Source organism: Cohnella rhizosphaerae (genome assembly GCF_029525575.1).
Taxonomy (GTDB): domain Bacteria; phylum Bacillota; class Bacilli; order Paenibacillales; family Paenibacillaceae; genus Cohnella; species Cohnella rhizosphaerae.
In genome coordinates this window covers 418,934-435,701 of the sequence record NZ_JAPDIA010000003.1, presented here as the reverse complement: position 1 = coordinate 435,701, position 16,768 = coordinate 418,934, and the positions used below count along the sequence as shown (strand labels likewise).

General features: G+C 59.9%; 16 protein-coding genes. 5 read left to right on the top strand and 11 right to left on the bottom strand.

Annotated features, from left to right (window positions below; genetic code table 11):
• Window positions 1-18: 18 nt before the first annotated feature.
• From OMP40_RS07565 to OMP40_RS07550, 4 genes are all read right to left on the bottom strand, one after another.
• Window positions 19-726 carry a tyrosine-protein phosphatase gene (locus OMP40_RS07565; protein ID WP_277530447.1) on the bottom strand — a complete coding sequence of 236 codons (708 nt, stop codon included), beginning with the start codon at window positions 724-726 and terminating at the stop codon, window positions 19-21.
• A gap of 76 nt (window positions 727-802) precedes the next feature.
• On the bottom strand, window positions 803-1,462 hold the full coding sequence (gene catA, locus OMP40_RS07560) for a type A chloramphenicol O-acetyltransferase (RefSeq protein WP_277530445.1): 660 nt from the start codon (window positions 1,460-1,462) through the stop codon (window positions 803-805).
• Window positions 1,463-1,564: 102 nt separating this feature from the next.
• A complete protein-coding gene (locus OMP40_RS07555) occupies window positions 1,565-1,957 on the bottom strand; it encodes a YciI family protein (protein ID WP_277530443.1) in 393 nt (130 codons plus the stop codon).
• On the bottom strand, window positions 1,954-2,730 hold the full coding sequence (locus OMP40_RS07550; protein WP_277530441.1) for a class I SAM-dependent methyltransferase: 777 nt from the start codon (window positions 2,728-2,730) through the stop codon (window positions 1,954-1,956). Before OMP40_RS07550 ends, OMP40_RS07555 begins: the two co-directional genes overlap by 4 nt.
• 239 nt (window positions 2,731-2,969) lie before the next feature.
• Here OMP40_RS07550 and OMP40_RS07545 point away from each other — a divergent pair, with 239 nt between their 5' ends.
• Window positions 2,970-3,914: a phosphotransferase enzyme family protein gene (locus OMP40_RS07545; RefSeq protein WP_277530439.1), complete on the top strand. Its 945-nt coding sequence runs from the start codon at window positions 2,970-2,972 to the stop codon at window positions 3,912-3,914.
• A 96-nt stretch (window positions 3,915-4,010) separates the two neighbouring features.
• Here the strand turns inward: OMP40_RS07545 and OMP40_RS07540 are convergent, their stop codons facing one another.
• Window positions 4,011-4,478, bottom strand: coding sequence for a MerR family transcriptional regulator (locus OMP40_RS07540; RefSeq protein WP_277530438.1), 468 nt, complete (start codon window positions 4,476-4,478; stop codon window positions 4,011-4,013).
• Between the two features lie 185 nt (window positions 4,479-4,663).
• Between OMP40_RS07540 and OMP40_RS07535 the strand changes: the two genes are divergently transcribed.
• Window positions 4,664-5,518: an SDR family NAD(P)-dependent oxidoreductase gene (locus tag OMP40_RS07535; RefSeq protein ID WP_277530436.1), complete on the top strand. Its 855-nt coding sequence runs from the start codon at window positions 4,664-4,666 to the stop codon at window positions 5,516-5,518.
• A 570-nt stretch (window positions 5,519-6,088) separates the two neighbouring features.
• Window positions 6,089-7,270 carry an IS256 family transposase gene (locus OMP40_RS07530; protein WP_277530434.1) on the top strand — a complete coding sequence of 394 codons (1,182 nt, stop codon included), beginning with the start codon at window positions 6,089-6,091 and terminating at the stop codon, window positions 7,268-7,270.
• 368 nt (window positions 7,271-7,638) lie between these two features.
• On the opposite strand, the gene OMP40_RS07525 is transcribed toward OMP40_RS07530, so the two are convergent.
• The 6 genes from OMP40_RS07525 to OMP40_RS07500 are packed head-to-tail and all read right to left on the bottom strand — an operon-like array spanning window position 7,639 to window position 14,922.
• Window positions 7,639-9,654, bottom strand: a complete 2,016-nt coding sequence (locus OMP40_RS07525; RefSeq protein WP_277530433.1) for an ATP-binding protein — start codon at window positions 9,652-9,654, stop codon at window positions 7,639-7,641.
• Window positions 9,539-10,870, bottom strand: a complete 1,332-nt coding sequence (locus tag OMP40_RS07520) for a 7TM diverse intracellular signaling domain-containing protein (protein ID WP_277530431.1) — start codon at window positions 10,868-10,870, stop codon at window positions 9,539-9,541. The genes OMP40_RS07525 and OMP40_RS07520 overlap by 116 nt, the downstream gene beginning before the upstream one ends.
• A 29-nt stretch (window positions 10,871-10,899) precedes the next feature.
• Window positions 10,900-12,000, bottom strand: coding sequence for a GerAB/ArcD/ProY family transporter (locus tag OMP40_RS07515; protein WP_277530429.1), 1,101 nt, complete (start codon window positions 11,998-12,000; stop codon window positions 10,900-10,902).
• A gap of 2 nt (window positions 12,001-12,002) precedes the next feature.
• Window positions 12,003-12,212 (bottom strand): hypothetical protein, encoded by a 210-nt coding sequence (locus tag OMP40_RS07510; protein WP_277530427.1) that lies wholly within the window; start codon window positions 12,210-12,212, stop codon window positions 12,003-12,005.
• A gap of 36 nt (window positions 12,213-12,248) precedes the next feature.
• On the bottom strand, window positions 12,249-13,445 hold the full coding sequence (locus OMP40_RS07505) for a Ger(x)C family spore germination protein (RefSeq protein ID WP_277530425.1): 1,197 nt from the start codon (window positions 13,443-13,445) through the stop codon (window positions 12,249-12,251).
• Between the two features lie 22 nt (window positions 13,446-13,467).
• The gene (locus OMP40_RS07500; protein WP_277530423.1) at window positions 13,468-14,922 is read right to left on the bottom strand and encodes a spore germination protein; all 1,455 of its coding nucleotides are present in this window, start codon (window positions 14,920-14,922) and stop codon (window positions 13,468-13,470) included.
• Window positions 14,923-15,123: 201 nt separating this feature from the next.
• Here OMP40_RS07500 and OMP40_RS07495 point away from each other — a divergent pair, with 201 nt between their 5' ends.
• Window positions 15,124-15,849, top strand: a complete 726-nt coding sequence (locus OMP40_RS07495) for a 3-ketoacyl-ACP reductase (protein WP_277530421.1) — start codon at window positions 15,124-15,126, stop codon at window positions 15,847-15,849.
• A 19-nt stretch (window positions 15,850-15,868) separates the two neighbouring features.
• Window positions 15,869-16,762 carry an AraC family ligand binding domain-containing protein gene (locus OMP40_RS43065; RefSeq protein ID WP_459076906.1) on the top strand — a complete coding sequence of 298 codons (894 nt, stop codon included), beginning with the start codon at window positions 15,869-15,871 and terminating at the stop codon, window positions 16,760-16,762.
• Window positions 16,763-16,768 lie beyond the last annotated feature (6 nt).

Below are 16,768 nucleotides of genomic sequence, written 5' to 3'. Positions count from 1 at the left end.
TGCTGTCCATACGGCGCGTCAATCGGCCAAAATGCTCCGCATCCTCGCCTCCAGTTCGGCCCGCGCCTCGGCGCCGGCCACTTCCTCGAAGACCGCCATGCCCGCGCCGAGATTCGGCTTGCGATTCACGTTGTGGGCGTCGGTCGCGAGCGTATGCGCATGTCCGGCCGCAATGAGCGCGCGCCCGTACGCCTGCGCCTCCGGTCCGAAGTTGCCGACGAGGCTGTCCGCCGACACCTGCGTCCACAGGCCGAGCTCGATCAGCTGCGGCAGCAGCTCCGGATCGTCCCTGAAGAACGGATGACGCTCGGGGTGCGCCAGGATCGGCGTCACGCCCGAATCCAGCAGCCGCTGTACAATCTCCGGCGTGTCCGGGTCGTAGCCGCTCCAGCGCTGCTCGATGAGCAGATGCGTACCCGTCCGGCCGAGCCGGGAGTACGCGCGATTTCTCGTGTGCTCGTCGAAGAACGCCGCGCTCACCAGTTGGACCTCGTTGCCCGGATGCAGCCGAACGTCGACGCCCTGCCTGTCCAGCTCGCGCTCCAGCTCCTCGAGCTTGCGGTGCACGATGTCGGACACGGTGAGGTAGAAGCCGTTGAAGTGAGGCGTCACGACGATATCCCGTATGCCGTCCGCGTAGGCGATCCGCGCCATCGCCACGGACTCGTCCAGATCCTTCGCGCCGTCGTCCACGCCGTGCAAGATGTGGCAGTGTATATCGATCATGTCAGCACCCCCCCTCGTATTTTCCCTATGGTAGCAGAAGGTTCGGCGATGGACAAGACACGATATCGCGCCGGGCTTACAGTCCCGACAGCCAGCTCCGGCAATCCGACGCCAGCTCCTGGAGCGCCTTGAACAGCACGCCCGCATGATAGCCGTCGCAAACCGCGTGGTGAAGCTGCGCCGACACCGGCAGCAGAAGCTTGCCGCCCTGCCTTTCATATTTTCCCATCGTAAAAATCGGAAGCAGATAGGCGCCATCGCCGTAAATATTCAGGTTGAATCCCGTAAAATGGACCCAAGGGATGCTGGAGATCGGAAAGGTATTCGGCGGCTCGTCGGTGCATGGAAATAACTGCTTCGCGTCTTTGTACTTCCCGACTTGCTGCTGCCATCGGTCGTAAAACGCCGCGAAGGCCTCGCTGTACGGCGCCCATAGGCTCGAGAAGGTATTGTCCGCTTCATGAAAAATCGTGAAGCTCGGCGACATCGTCTCCCAGACGCCCAGCCTGCCTTCGGCGTCGAAGCAAGTCCGGAACTCGGGATGGCGATTCACCGCAGTCGCGATCATGTGGATCAGCGCCGGATATAACTTGACGCCATTGCGCTTGAGCTGTTCCCGCAGCAGGGTAATGTCGACGTTGGCGGTCATGCTGTACGTGCAGCGCACCCGGTCGAGATAATGCTCGAAGTACGGCCTCCTGCTCCACTTTTCCAAGTCGATCGGTTGAAATTTCATTGGTTTCGCCCTCCTAAAATAGAATCGAATTCTCATTCCAGGAGGGCGAATCGACTGCTTTAACCATATCCGTTCACGTTCCCTTGCGATTTGTAAGAAAAATCATATCACGTCATTAAATCCCTCGTTCGATTTAAAAGTATGAACCGGATAAATATCGATCTCCCATCCGAGCCGTTCGCCCGCCCCCACCTGAACGGTCGGATGCAGGGAAGCGATCCGGATCGCTTCTTCCATGCTCTGCGCTTCGACGAGGAAGACGCTGCCCGGCGTCCCATGCGAATCGTTCGCAGGAACGTTCGCCGCCTCCACTTTGCCGCCGCTCCGCCGCAGGCGCTTCGGTCCCCGATCGAGGCCGGCATCGATGACGACCCGACCGGTGCCGTGGAACGTCTTTAGATGCGACTGGCATTCGCGCATGAGGGCATCGACTTCTTCATTGGGGAGTGCATCCATTCGAAGCGCATCCAAGTACCCTATACATATAAACTTCATATCCGCATCCCTCCCGGTTCAAGGCCCATCCGCGCCCTTATCCTAAATCGCTTCGCATTCGTACGAATGCCTTTTTCCGTGCGATTTTGTTCCATAAACGCGCGTAAAATCTCGAAGTCGCCCTTCTCTTGCCCGAATCCGGGGATGATCGGCGTATGCTTCAAAAGGAAAATCAAATCCTCGGACGTTCGGTAGTATTCCGCCGTATCGAATTCCGCGACCTGAATATCCGAAAATCCCGCTTCAGCCAATTCCAGCTTATATCGCTGCAATAACGCTCCATCCGGTTCCCCGTAGCTCTGGCCTCGGCCGAAGGCCTGCTTCAGATTGAGCTTGTCGCCTTCGGCAACCTGCTGAGTGAGGAACTGGCCGTCTTGGCACAGCACCTTAGCCACCTGGCGCGCACTGAACCCGGCATGCCGGCAGGTCACGAGGTTGAAGAACTGAGTTGGAAAATCGATTTGGCCGGCGTCCATTTCGACAAAACGTACGTTCGAAGCCCCGGATTTCGCCAAGTTTGCCTTCGCCGTCCTAATCATGCCGGGCGAACGGTCGATCCCCACCAGCAGCAGCGCCGAATCGCGAAGGGCCAGCACGGCCTCGCCTCCTCCGGTGCCGATATCCAGCAGCAGATCGGAGGGCTTGCACGCCTGCCTGACTTCTTCGTAGATGTCTGCCTGCATCCCCTCCGTCAGCACCTTCAGCTTGCTGAAGTCCCAGCCGTTCGACTGCCCGACGCGATCGTAGAACGCTTTGTATTCCGCTTCCTTCACGACAGATCCGCCTTTCGGATGAAGTCCCTCTTGTTCCTTAATCAAATTTAACCGAAAATGGATGCGTAGGTAAATTCCTCGCAAAAGGAGTGATGGTGTGTGAATACGAACCGCCATACGAATACGCCCGCGAGAGGTCGCTGCCGTTAAACGACCGGACCTCTCATCGGGTAATGGGAGGCCGACCGGCTAAATGATGCATTTAAAAAAACATGGTGCGCGGCATGGAGAACGATACCGTGGCCAAGCAGTTCATCCGGCATTGGGAGCACGATGCGCAAACGCTGAAGTTTTGGAGGGCCAGCAGCAACTTCGTCTACACGTTTGAGAGAGACGGCATTCGGCAGTTCCTCCGTTTTGTCCATGAAGAAGACAACGCGATCGACCGCATTCAGTCGGAGCTCGACTTCATGCTGTATCTGATCGGGCACGGCTATCCGACCGTATCTCCGATCCGCTCCGCGGACGGCAACTGGATCGAGGCGGTCCAAAGCGAAGAGGATGGCCGCTACTATGGCGTCGTCTTCGAGCAGGCCAGAGGAAGCTATGTATCGCTGGATCAAATGACGGACCGGCAGGCGGAGGCTTGGGGAGCGGCGCTCGGTTGTTTGCACCGATTATCCGAGTCTTACGTGCCCGGCGACACAATCCGAGGAAACTGGCAGGATGCGCTGACATTCATATCGTCCATATTGGATCGGCACCCTCGGGAGGTCGGCGCGCGGCAGGAGCTCGCACGATTAAGAGAGCGGTTGTCCGCGCTTCCTGCCGATGCCGGAAAGATAGGTTTGATTCATTACGATTTCGAAACGGACAACGTCTTCTACGAAGCGGAGGGCTCGCGATTCTATGCCATCGACTTCGACGATGCGATGTACCATTGGTACGCGATGGATGTCGCAGCGGCGGTCTCCGATCTCGCGGAGCAAGACGATGCCGACGCGCGACGTACGATCGATCATTTTCTAACCGGTTATCGTTCGGTCAAGACGTTGGACGAATATGAGATGCGGCAGTTTGCTTTGTTTCAAAGGTTCGCCGATCTTTATCGGTTTGCGCGGATCCTCCGCAGCGTCGAAGGGTTCGACGCAAGTGGCTCGCCGGCATGGGCGATCGCGCTCATGAATAAGCTGCTGGGCATAAACGCTCGGATTCGGGAAGGCTACCGGCCGAAGCAAGTCTGAAGCCCATCGATCGACCTGCATAGCGTCGCTTAGCTACGGGAAGTCGTGCGCGAACGAACGATCGCGACACAACGTTTATTCGCGTTCACGCTTGCTTTAAGATTTGCCCGTCTTGCTTGTCGCGGAAAAATGGCTCATCTCCATCGGGGAGACGGGCTTCTTTTTCGCCCCCTCCCGCTCGTCGCCATCGCATTCCCCGCGGTATCGCCCTAACGCCAGCTTCATGTCGATGAAGTCCACGACCTGCTGGAGCGACGCGATCTGGCTGACGATATTTTCCCGATGGCTCTTTAAGTGGGCGACCAGCTCGGGATGATCCGCGGGATCGGCGTCGACGGACACTGCCAGAAACGGCCGCATCTCCTCTAGCGGCATGCCCGTTTTTTTCAGGCAAGAGAGCAGCCGGATCGTACGAAGGTCCTCTTCCCTATAGACGCGATGCCCGTTGTCCCTCCGCTCCGCCCGGGGCAGCAGCGCGATCTTCTCGTAATAACGGATCGTGTCCTCGGAGACGCCGGTCTGGTCCGCGGTCTGCTTGATCGTATACGCGAGCTCTGTTTTCATCCCTTTTCCTCCCGAAAGATGCTTATGGTATGCATTGTACATCTTGGAGCCGGCTCCAAGTCAAGCGCGTCGAACCAAGGCCGGAGCGAGACGGCGGCACCCTTGACTTGGAGTCGACTCCAACTTTTACAATGTGCGTAATCGGGGCGAATAGCGCCCTGGCATCCGAAGGAGGCGCACGACGAATGAACAACGACGCACGGGAAAATATCGCGCTGGTGACCGGCGCAGGCGCGGGAATCGGTCTGGAATTAACGAGGAAGCTGCTGGCGGAGAATTGGCAGGTTGCGGCTGTCATCCGCTCCAATTTCCCCGCGGACGATACGAACATCCGGGAAGCCTTGCGGCGCGGCCGGCTACGCGTTTATCAAACGGCGGACCTCGCCGATTTTGCCGGCTTGCGGCGGGTTCTGGAAGAGATCAAAGCCAAGGAGCCGCGGATCGACGCGTTGTTCAACAATGCCGGCGGTTCCTTTCCCGAACTGAGCTATTCGGCGCAAGGACGGGAGCGGCATTACGAGCTGATGACCGTCGTTCCTTATATCATTACGATGGAGCTCATGGGGAATTTAGAGCAAGGCAGCCTTAAAACGGTAATCAATACCTCGTCCACGGCGTTTAAGTACGTGAAGTCGCTGAGCATCGAGACGCTGGAACATCCCAAGACCTTCCGCAAGCTGCTCGGTCCTTACGCCGCGTCCAAGCTCGCGCTCTCATTATGGACGCAAGCGGCCGCCCCGAGGCTGCTCAAGGAGGGCATCCGGATTCGCAGCGTCGATCCGGGCGGCAACAATACGCTCCGAAAGGGGAAGCAATCCGGGCTGCCCATCGTCGTGAAAGCCCTCATGAAGCTGTTCTTCTCCCCGCCCACCGAAGGCGCCAACCGCTTGTACGAGGGCGCGTTCGGGGAGCATCGCGCGAAGACGGGCGTTTATCTGGAGAAGGGCCGGGTGAAGGAATTAAAGTTTCAGGCTCAGGCAGCCACGATTCTGGAAAGAATCCGCGCGATTTATGAAGGGGAATTTCTCGCTCGGAGATGACGGTCCAAGAACAATTCCATCGTCTTAAAGAAGTTATTTCGGGAACGGCGATGGGCAACCGAATAACGATGCGGCAGCGTCTTATTCGCGCCGGTGCGGCGGTTCGCAGCGGAATAACGATGCGGTAGCGTCTTATTCGCGCGAGTGCAGCGGTGCGCGGCTGAATAACGATGCGGCAGCGTCTTATTCGTGCCGGTGCGGCGGCGCACAGCGGAATAACGATGCGGCAGCGTCTTATTCGTGCCGGTGCGGCGGTTCGCAGCGGAATAACGATGCGGCAGCGTCTTATTCGCGCGAGTGCGGCGGTACGCGGCTGAATAACGATGCGGCAGCGTCTTATTCGCGCCGGTGCGGCGGTTCGCGGCGGAATAACGATGCGGTAGCGTCTTATTCGCGCCGGTGCAGCGGTGCGCGGCGGAATAACGATGCGGTAGCTTCTTATTCGCGCGAGTGCGGCGACGCACAGATGATGTAAATTAGTCTGTGTACCAGCATCTGGCGTCTAGGCAGCATGCAAAAAAAGTAGGGTATCCTCGGGATTGCGACACCACCAAGGAGGGACCCTACTCGATGACTAATGTACCCCAAAATGCGTATAACGATCTACTGGATAATGCTGTAACGCAACTGATTAAAGACAAACTCGAGCTACTGTTGCGTGAAGAAATCAAAAACTTTATGGAAGTCGAACAGTCCGAGAACGCCCGTAACTTCCGTAACGGTTATTATGAACGCACCTACGATACCCGTTATGGCAAGATCGATGATCTTCGTGTACCTCGCGACCGCAACGGTGAGTTCCATACCCAGCTCTTCGAGCCCTATCAGCGCCGCGAGGGCTGGCTCGAAGAGGCAGTCATCCAGATGTATAAGGGTGGCATGAGCACGCGTGAGGTCGCTAAGTTTATCGAGAGCATGTACGGCGCGCAGTACTCGCCCACTACCGTCAGCAACATCACACGGACCGTCATGGAGGACATCGAGGCTTGGCAGAAGCGTCCGCTTGAGAGGCGTTACTCCGTGATTGATTTGGATGGCCTCTACGTGAAATTGCGACGCAACACCGTAAGCAGCGAGGTCGTCTACCTGGCCATGGGCATCGATGAAAAAGGTTACCGGCAGATCCTGGGCTTTTACGTCGGCGGTCACGAGAGCTCAAACGGCTGGCGTGAGGTGTTAAAGGATTTAAAACAACGGGGAGCAACGGATGTGCTGGTTGGTGCTTTCGACGGTCTGCCAGGGCTCGAAGAAGCATTCCGCGAGATCTATCCGAAAGCCGATGTCCAGCACTGCATCGTGCACAAAGTCCGTGCCACGTTCCCTAAAATCCGGGTTGCCGACAAAACCGAATTCTTGGGCGATCTTAAGCTGGTCTACACGGCGTTGGATGGAGAGGTCGCAAGGGCCGTGTTTGACGGGTTTAAGGCGAAGTGGAGTAAGCAGTATCCCAAAGAAGTGAAGAGTTGGGAAGAGCAGTTGCCGACGCTGCTGACTTTCTACAAATATCCACAGCTCACTTGGGCGGCCATCTACACCACCAATGCCATTGAACGAACCAACAAAGAACTGCGCAAACGTCTACGACCCATGAACAGCCTAACAAACATTGAAGCGGCAGAGAAGATCATCTACCTGCAAGCCACGGATTATAACGAGCAATGGTACGGTAGAGCGATCCGAGGCTTTAGTGATCCTCAGACGAAGGCTGTCTTCGAGAAGATGTACAAGGAAAGATACGGGAGCAACGAGTAAAGCCTCCCGCGCCTTCGCTTGAGCGATGCACCTTTGCAGAACAACTTCATACCGGGCACAATTCCCGATGGATAATCTTACTACACAGACCACTTGACACTACCGACGCACAGCGGAATAACGATGCGGCAGCGTCTTATTCGCGCGAGTGCAGCGGTTCGCGGCTGAATAACGATGCGGCAGCGTCTTATTCGCGCCAGTGCGGAGGCGCACAGCGGAATAACGATGTGCCGGCATCATATTCGCGCGAGTGCAGCGGTGCACAGCGGAATAACGATGCGGCAGCGTTTTATTCGTGCCGGTGCGGCGGCGCTCAGCGGAATAACGATGCGGCAGCGTCTTATTCGCGCGGGATCGGGTTGCGCGAATTACTCCGCTGCGAGCCAGGGTTTGTCCAACGGCCTGGGCACGACGAAAGAAACGATCGTCCCGCCTCCGGGACGGCCGCGGACCTGCAGCCCCTTGCCGTATAGCTGCTTCAACCGCCGGTCCGTATTGGCCAAGCCGATGCCCGCAGGACGTCCCGGCGACCCGACAGGAAGTTCTCCGTGCAGTTGCGACTGCGGCAGCTTATCGGGCGACATACCCTCGCCGTCGTCTTCGATCGAGATTTCCACGCCGTCCCCGAGCTCGCGGACACGAATGCGAACGGTGCCTCCCTCGTGGCGCCTCAACGCGCCGTGCCGTACGGCGTTCTCGACCAGCGGCTGAACGGACAGTGGCGGAATCAGCGCATGAAGCTGGTCCTCCACCTCCCAGAAAGTCTGGATCCGGTCGCCGAACCGTTCCTTTTCGATGTACAAATAGGCCCGCACCAGCTCCAACTCCTTGCCCAGCGGCACGAGCCGATCCGAGTTGGCGGAGTCGAAGCTGGCCCGCAGGTAGTCGCCGAACGCGGCCAGCAGGTCCCGCATCCGCGTCGTATCGACATCCGCCAGCGCGGCGATCGCGTTGAGCGTATTGAACAGGAAATGCGGCTGTATCTGTGCCTGCAGCCAGGCCGCCTCCAGACGCTTCTGCTCCCGGGCAGCCCGCGCGACTTCGGTCAGTGCCTTGACCCGCATCCGCAGCTCCTGCGCGTCGGCGGGTTTGACGACGTAGTCGTTGGCCTCCGCCAAGTAGCCTGCTTCGATATCTTCTGCCCGATAGCGAGCCGTGAGCAGCAGGATCGGCAGCTCGGACGGCGAGAAAATTTTGCGGACGGAACGGGCAACCTCGTAGCCCGAGATTTCCGGCATCATGACGTCCGCGATCAACAGATCCCAGGGCCCCGTATTCAAGAGAGCCAGCGCTTCCGCGCCGCTAGTCGTCGTCTTGATCTCGTACAGCTCCGCAGACAGCGCATGCTCGAGCACGCGGAGATTGACCGGATCGTCGTCGACGGCAAGGATGCGAGAACGATCGCCGCGCGGAGGCGATTCCGGCGATGCATCGGCCGCAGCGACGGTCGCGAGCGCCGTCGGCTCCGAGGCCTGCCCGGTCGCGGCGACTTCGAGCTGTGCCGAGCCGACGTGGTCCGCGCCCGAGGACCCGCCCTTCACGAACGGCGGGGCGGCGTCGGTCTGTTCCGCGACGGCGCGGTCCGTCGGAATAAGCGTCGGCTCTGCGACGGGCAGCGCGAACTGGAACACCGAGCCGACGCCAGGCGTCGAATCGACCGTCAAACGTCCGCCGTGAAGCTCCGCCAGCCGCTTGCTGATCGCAAGGCCCAGTCCGAACCCCGCCGCGTTCGTATCCGGCTGGCGCGCGCCTTGCTCGTAAGGCTGGAAGACGCGCGCCGCCGTGTCCGCGTCCATCCCGATGCCGGTATCCGCGACCCGCACGACGATCTCGTCGCCTTCGACGTCCGCTTCGATCCAGACGCAGCCCTCGTTCGTGAATTTGACCGCGTTATGCAGCAGATTGAACAGGATCTGAACCAGGCGGTTCTCGTCCGCCAGCGCCGCCGGCAGCGAATCCGGCACCCGGTTCTCGAGCCGAACGGGCTTGCCGGCCGCCATGAACCGGACCATGTCCAGCACGCCCGCGGCTTCCGTCTGCAGACGAAGCGGCGCGGGGTTCACCGACAGGCGATCCTCCCGCAGCAGGTTCAGATCGATGAGATCGCGCAGCAGGAAGGACATCCGCTTGCCCATCGCGACAAGCAAGGCGAGACGGTCCCGGTTGGCATCCGCGTCAGTGCGTTCGCCGCTGTCGAGCACGGCCTGGGCCATGTTCAGCATGCCGTGCAGCGGATTCCGCAGCTCATGCGAGGTGTGGACGAGGAATTCATCCTTGCGTTTGTCGGCCGCCCGGAGACGCTCGGCCAATCGGACGGTCTCGGCGGCATTGCGGAAATACCGCTTGAACCAGTAGAGCGCGAGCATCGCGAAAAAGGCGAGCAAATCGAACGGATAATAGCCGCTGTCCAGCGAAACCGTATAGCTGAAAATCCCCCCACATGAGATTCCAGGCGATCGCGACCGCGGCTAACAGCAAATAGATCGCGTCGGGCGCGCCTCGGCGAACCGCGAGATAGATGACGACCGGAGCGGCAATGAACGAGGTGAGCAGCAGCGCCGTGTGGAACCCGTCGGCGTATGGAAGGGTAAAGACGCGAACCGGAGATACCAGCACGAACACGCCAAAGAGGACGCATGCGGCGAAGTGCCAGCGCGTATGCCGAAGAATCCGGAATTCGGGCAGCAGGCTTCGCAGGTATTGCAGCATAAGCGCAGCCACGCTCAAATAGGACAAGTAGAAGACCTTGCCGGCCGTCTCGAAGTCCACGCCGAACCAGGTGGACAGCAGCTGGTCTTCGTTGCACAGGATCGAGAGCGCGCCGCATAGGTTCAGCAGGGAAAAGAGCAGGAGCGCCCGCTGCCTGGCCCCGATGAAGTAAAGCGCGATCGCATACAAGCCATGCATGGCAGCCAACAAAATCAATGCGGCTTGGGCGCCGTCGGTCACGCGCTGCGTCCGGCCCATCGCCTGGGCGGTGCCGAGCCGGACGGACTCCGTCAGTCCGCCGCTGATACGGTTGTCGTAATTGGCTGCCTGGAGCGTGAGGTCCAGCACGTCGCGATCGGCGGCGAACGTGACGGCGTAAGGCACGACGCCCGCGGTATAAGCGGCGGCGCGATCCGCCGGACGGCCCGCGCTTCCCGTAAGGCGCCCGTTCACGTAGAGCGCCGACGACGAGGAGATGCCGGGCACGCGGACGGTCAGCTCCTGCCCCGGCAGGCCGCCGGGCGGCAGCAGGATGCGCAGCCGATACGTTCCGAATCCGACGGCGCCGCCGCTTGAAGGACCGAACGCCGCTTTCCAGCTGCCCGGCACCTTCAACGTTCGGACGGCTCCGTCCCCGAGCGCGAGCGCGCCGTCCGAACCGGGCGCGACTAACTGCGAGGGGTAGAACGTCCATTGTCCGGACAGGGAAAATATCGGCTGGGACGCCGGATCCCAGTCGCTTAAGTCCACAAGGCCGTTTACGGCTTCCGCTCGCGTATCGTTCGTCTGCAGGCCGTTCCAGGCCAGGCGAATTCCCGTCAGTACGACCAGGAACAGCCCGACGACGGCCAGAATGGTTCTTTTTTTCATCATAAGATACGGATTCGACAAAAGGGCGCCAAATTCCTCCGGAGAAGCGGTCAAACCACCCGCCTGCGGATCAGCGAGACCGCGTACACGACGAGCACCGGCACCGTGCCGCAGGTGAACACCCATAGCGGATGGATGCCCGACACGATAAAATCCCAGTTCGCTTGGCCGCGCAAGCCGACCGCGATCGAGATCAGCGTCGTCAAGAAAGCGAGCGGGAATAAAAGCTGCCGATTGTCCCGAGGCAGCTTGAGCAGGCTGTTCAGCGTCAGATGCGCCGAGTAGAGCACGATGGTCGCCTTCATGAAGGAAGCGACGATCATGGAATAGCCCATCAGCGCCTCCAGCCGCTCGAAGATCTCGGTCACATAGACCGTCCGGGCGACCTCGAACATCGAATATTTGCGTTCTCCCGACAGCGGGCCGAAGATGAGCACCGTTGCTTGCGTGACCGCGAGCAGCGAGGCGGCGTTCAGCGCGACGGCCAGCGCCAATTTCCGCCCGGTGCGTTCCTGGGTCCGGGCCTTGCTGCGGACGAGCGGCAGCAGCATGCAAAACATCGCCAATTCCCCGTAAGGAAAGCCGTAAATAAAGTAGATCCCGTGCCAGATCGGCTTGAATCCCTCGTCGAAGAGCGGGATCATGTAGGCGGGATGAAAGCCCGGAGAGGCCAACGAAATATTGAAGACGACGAACAGCATGACGGAGAGCATCAGCAAGCCGAACATTCCCGCGAACCGCCCGATGCCGACTCGGGCGGTCAACGCCACCGCAAGCGAGATCAGGACGGTGAAGTAGCCGTAGGACGTATTGCGCATCATCGAGCTATTGAGAAACATCGAGATGTCCATGATAATGCCGGCGGTCATGTGCACTTGCAGCGTCAGGAGCATCACGCCGAGCACGGCCGCGACCGGCCGGGTCACCAGTTTGGCCCCGTATTCGATATAGTCCATTTCGGGGAATCTGCGCGCGAGACTGACGAGCGGGATCAGGAGCAGCAGGCCGAGACCGGCCGCCGCGAGCAGACAGATCCAGGATTCGTTGTCGCTGATCGCGATGAGCGGCGCCGGAATGTTGATAATGGAGGAGCCCGTTAGAAAGACGAACAGCAGCATGGCAGCTTGCTTTGGCGTGATGGCGTCGTGCACGGCTAAGCTCCTCCTTCCGGACTAAAATAGCCTACGATGCGCGCCGCGAGTCCACCGTAAATTTGTTCGAAAAGATCGTAGTACGACGGCGCGGAGATCGTGCCCGCGACGAGCAGGAAATGATAGACGGCGATCGCCAGCAGCAGCATATAGACGGCCTTGGTCCGCGATCGGGCGCTTCCCAGAAGTCCGGCCTTCCAGTCGTAAACCAAAAAAGGCGATCAGTGCCGCGACGAGCAAGGCCCGCATCACGATTCACCCGTCCGCTTGTCGACCGGCTTGCCGACATTGGTGCCCGAGGTGAGGATCGTGACGTCCGCATGCACTTCATAGGCCGAACGCGCGAACCGGTCGGGCCAGCCCGACTTCCACTCCCGCCACAGCTTCGTATGGCGCTCGAACAGCCGGTTCCCCGCCCCGACGACGTCGAGCCGTTTTTGCAACAGCCAGTCCATGCTCTCGCTCATCGACTGCTCCATCTTTTTCTGAATCCGCAGCCGCAGCTTCCCGCTCCCCCCCTTGGGCGTGAGCGCCAGCCCGCAGGCGAGCTCGGAGAGCGCCGTGACGGCCTTCACCCGGAAATTCAAGTCGAGATGATCTCCCGCAGGCCGGACGGTCATCGCCGTCTTGGTCGACAGCACCTCCACCGCGTCCTCTTGCAGCATCGTCTCGCCGGTCGGATCGGCGGAGCAAGGCACCTCGACGATGCCCGACTTGTAGCCGTTTGCCAGCAGTAGGACACCCTCGAGCAGCTTGGACGGGATGATCTCCTTCATCCGGCCGTCGACGAGGACGGCTGCTCCCGCTACAGTAGGCGCCGGCTTCTGAAGGGACTCCCGTTCGTACAAATAAGGGATCAGCGCGACCGCCGACGGACTGCGAGATTGCAGCGCGAGCTGCAGCAGGTTTGCGGAGACCGACTTGCCCGTCATTTGATGCGAGGATTTCTCGCTTAAGTAGTATTGTTGGCTGACCGAATTCTCAATGTAGGGAACCGTGTCCAGGTAATGAGAGGCAGCTCCCTTTGTGACGAGCAAGTGGGTCGTCAGCCTCGGCTCGTGATCCCGGTACAAAAAATCGAGCAGCCGCACGACCGAATGCTTGCGCGCGAGCGATTCGCCGACCAGGATGATCCGCATATGACTCCACTGGGCTTTTCGCCCGAGATGGAGCGTAATATCCCTCACCGCTTCGATCACCGACTCGTCGTCGGTCTCAATGTTGATGTAGGACTGGCTGGGCTTGCCGCGTCCGACGATGCTCTGGGAGGGCTTGTAAATTTGCACGGTCAACCCGATCCCCCCCTGCGGCGCTTCGTCCAGCGCCAGTCCCATCACGAAGCCTTTCTCCGGAAGCTCGGCCCGATCCCCGCAGCCGGTCAGCAGCGAACCGAGCAGCGTCGCCGTCAGCACGAGCCGGACCATGGTCGCAAATCGGAGTCTCATACGGCACCTCTTCAACGATCATTTAAGTAGAGCGGGGCGGCTTCGGCCTCCGGATCAACGCGGGCAGCTTGGTCCGAATGAGCGTATCCCGGAACTGGCCGGCCTTCCACGGCGCGATCGGCGTCAAGTAGGGCACGCCGATCGAAGTGAGCGTCGTCAGATGGAGCCAGATGAACAGATAGCCGAGCAAGATGCCGAAGCCGCCCAGCAGGGAAGCGAGCGCCATCAGCGGGAACTGAATCAGCCTCAGGGCGATGGACAGGTTGTACTGGGGCAGCGAAAACGAAGCGATCCCCGTCAGCGCGACGACGACGATCATGATAGGCGAAGCGATGCCGGCGTTGATGGCGGCTTCCCCGATGACCAGCGCGCCAACGATGCTGACCGCAGAGCCTATGGCTCTGGGCAGGCGGATGCCCGCCTCCTTGAGCAGCTCGAAGAAGAACACCATAATGACAGCTTCGACGAACGCGCCGAACGGGATGCCCTCGCGCGAGTCGACGATCGCGAGCAGCAGGACGGTCGGGATCAGCTCGGTGTGAAACGTCGAGATCGATATATACAGACTGGGCAGCGAGATCGCGATGAAGAGGGCGATGAAGCGCAGCCAGCGGATAAAGTTCGATACGAGCACGCGCTGATAATAGTCCTCGCTCGACTGCAGCAGGTCGAAGAACAGACCCGGGCAGATCATGATCGAGCCGGAGCCCTCGACCAGCAGGACGATCTTGCCGTTCAGCATCGAGGCCGCGGCGACGTCGGTCCGCTCCGTATACCGGAACTGGGGAAACGGCGACAAAGGACGGTCCTCGATCAGCTCCTCGATAAAGGAAGTATCGATGATGTCGCCCTTCCCTTTGCACGTCTGCAGCCTCCGCTCGAATTCGGCCAGCATGCCGGGGTCGACGACGCCGTCCAGATATCCGTAACCGATCATGGTATTGGAGTGTCCGCCCGCTCTGAAAAATTGAAATTTCAGCGCCGGGGTCTGCAGCCGCATGCGGATCATGCCGACGTTTTTCTGAAGATCCTCGACCGTGCCCTCGCGCGGCCCCTGGACGACCGGTTCGGTCTCCGGCTCCGAGACCGGACGGGTCTCCAGCCGCTTCGTCTCGAAGCAGAGCGCCTGGTCCCAGCCGTCGACGAGAAGCGCCGAACGGCCTTGCAGCAGAAGTCCGTCGGCGGCCGCCCATTCGCTCTCCTTGCTCGCGCTCTCCGCCGATACGCCCTGCGCGTCGAAGAACAGGCGGATCATCTCCGGCGTGACTTCAAGCCCGGGGCCGATCGTATGATTCGACAGATCCTGCAGGACGCTTTTCATATAATTCGTATCGTTGTCCGCCAACGTCGAAAAGCGCACGGAGGCCGCCCGGTGCTTCAGGTCCGGCCCGTACCGCCATTCCTTGATCTCCAGATCGCCGCATTGCTTGTAAACGCGCCGCAGCCGATCCAGATTGGCGGTCAACGACTTGGACATTCGTTCCGCAGCGATGAATATCACCTCCGGGCAGCGAATCGGTTGTTTATGTATGGTTTTCCAAACGGAAACCAATTTTATGCAATAACGGATGCATGCCGTCGGAAGTCGCTTCACCGTAAGCATCGATTTGGGATGCCAGGTCGAATCCGATATAATTGCAGTAGCATGTACTCATTAGCGAATGAAGGAGTGTCTATCGTGGCGCAGACCATCAAAGGAAAAGTAGCGATCGTGACGGGGGCCGGCAAGGGGATCGGCAAGGCGGTGGCGCTCGAGCTCGCCCGGGAAGGCGTCCATGTCGGTCTGATCGCCCGCACGGAGAACGATCTGCTGGACGTCGCGCGCGATATCGAAGCGCTTGGCGTCAAGGCCGCTTACGCGGCGGCGGACGTGTCTTCGCTCAAGCAGGTCGAGCTGGCGGTCGGCAAGATCGCCGGGGAGATCGGCAACGCCGACATCTTGATCAACAACGCCGGGATCGGCACGTTCGAGAAATTGGTCGAGATGGACCCCGAGCATTGGAAAAAAATCATCGACGTAAACCTGCTCGGAACCTATTACGTAACGCGTACCGTCCTCCCGCAGCTTATCGCCAAAAACGCCGGAGACATCATCAACGTCTCCTCGACGAACGGGTTGAGCGGCGCGCCCGGCTCCAGCGCCTACAGCGCTTCGAAGTTCGGCGTCATCGGCCTGACCGAATCGCTCGCGCAAGAAGTGCGCCGCAACAATATCCGCGTGACCGCGCTGACGCCCAGCACGATCGCGACCGATCTGGCCAAGAGCTCGTCCCTGATCGCGGAAGGCAAGGAAGAGCAGTACATGCACCCGGAGGATATGGCCGAATACATCGTCGCCCAACTGAAGCTGCCTCAGCGCATGTACATCAAGACGGCGAGCATGTTGAATACGAATCCGTACTGAGGATGGGAAGCGTCCGCCGATGAGAGCACTTCACGACAATCCCGACCGTCCGTTCCGGGACAATCCGGATTTTTACGTCTCCCACTTCGGCAAAGAGGATTGCGTCCCCGGCCATGCCTTCGGCCCCGGCGTGCGGGATCATTACAAGATCCACTTCGTGCATCGGGGAACCGGCATCGTGCAGGCCGGCGGCCAAACCTACAGGCTGACGGCGGGCCAAGCCTTCCTCGCCTATCCGGACAAGGTCATCTTTTACCAGGCGGATGCGTCGGAACCATGGACGTATTCGTGGATCGGATTTCGCGGCGACCGGGTGGCGGACGTGCTCGCGCGAACGCGGCTGACGCCGGAGGCGCCCGTATTCCCGATGGATATGCGGCTGATGCCGAATTTGTACGAGCTGCTGCGGGAAGCCGAAGGCCGGCCGGTCAACCGCGATCTGCGGCTCACGTCGCTGCTGATCGACGTGCTCACGTCGATCGTCGAGCAAATGCCGGCTTCCGCGGACGAGGGAGGCGGCATCGCCCTGCCCGCCCGCAAGCAGGATGCCTACGTTCACCGCAGCCTGGACTTCCTTCACTGTCACTTCAGCGAGCCGATCACGGTCGAGCAGCTGGCTGCGACGCTCGGGCTGGACCGCAAATATTTGTCGGTCATCTTCAAGGAAGCTACGGGGCTGCCCCCCGCAGCAATATTTGCTTCACTATCGGATGGAACGGGCCGGCGAGCTGCTCAGAAAAGGGCATTACACGGTCGGGGAAGTGGCGCGTTCGGTCGGATACAGGGATGCGCTGCTTTTTTCGAAAATGTTCAAAAAGCTGAAGGGCGTCCCGCCCAAACAATATCGCTAGTCGCGAAGAACAGACATTATGCCATATTTTCCTTCCATGCGGATATAGGCTCATTCCTGTAGTCGAAC

Coding starts and splice junctions, on each gene's coding strand:
- OMP40_RS07500 (WP_277530423.1), bottom strand. CDS start 14,922: ATGTCCAAGTCGTTGACCGCCAATCTGGATCGGCTGCGGCGCGTTTAC.
- OMP40_RS07540 (WP_277530438.1), bottom strand. CDS start 4,478: ATGAAAACAGAGCTCGCGTATACGATCAAGCAGACCGCGGACCAGACC.
- OMP40_RS07555 (WP_277530443.1), bottom strand. CDS start 1,957: ATGAAGTTTATATGTATAGGGTACTTGGATGCGCTTCGAATGGATGCA.
- catA (WP_277530445.1), bottom strand. CDS start 1,462: ATGAAATTTCAACCGATCGACTTGGAAAAGTGGAGCAGGAGGCCGTAC.
- OMP40_RS07565 (WP_277530447.1), bottom strand. CDS start 726: ATGATCGATATACACTGCCACATCTTGCACGGCGTGGACGACGGCGCG.
- OMP40_RS07535 (WP_277530436.1), top strand. CDS start 4,664: ATGAACAACGACGCACGGGAAAATATCGCGCTGGTGACCGGCGCAGGC.
- OMP40_RS43065 (WP_459076906.1), top strand. CDS start 15,869: ATGAGAGCACTTCACGACAATCCCGACCGTCCGTTCCGGGACAATCCG.
- OMP40_RS07505 (WP_277530425.1), bottom strand. CDS start 13,445: ATGAGACTCCGATTTGCGACCATGGTCCGGCTCGTGCTGACGGCGACG.
- OMP40_RS07530 (WP_277530434.1), top strand. CDS start 6,089: ATGACTAATGTACCCCAAAATGCGTATAACGATCTACTGGATAATGCT.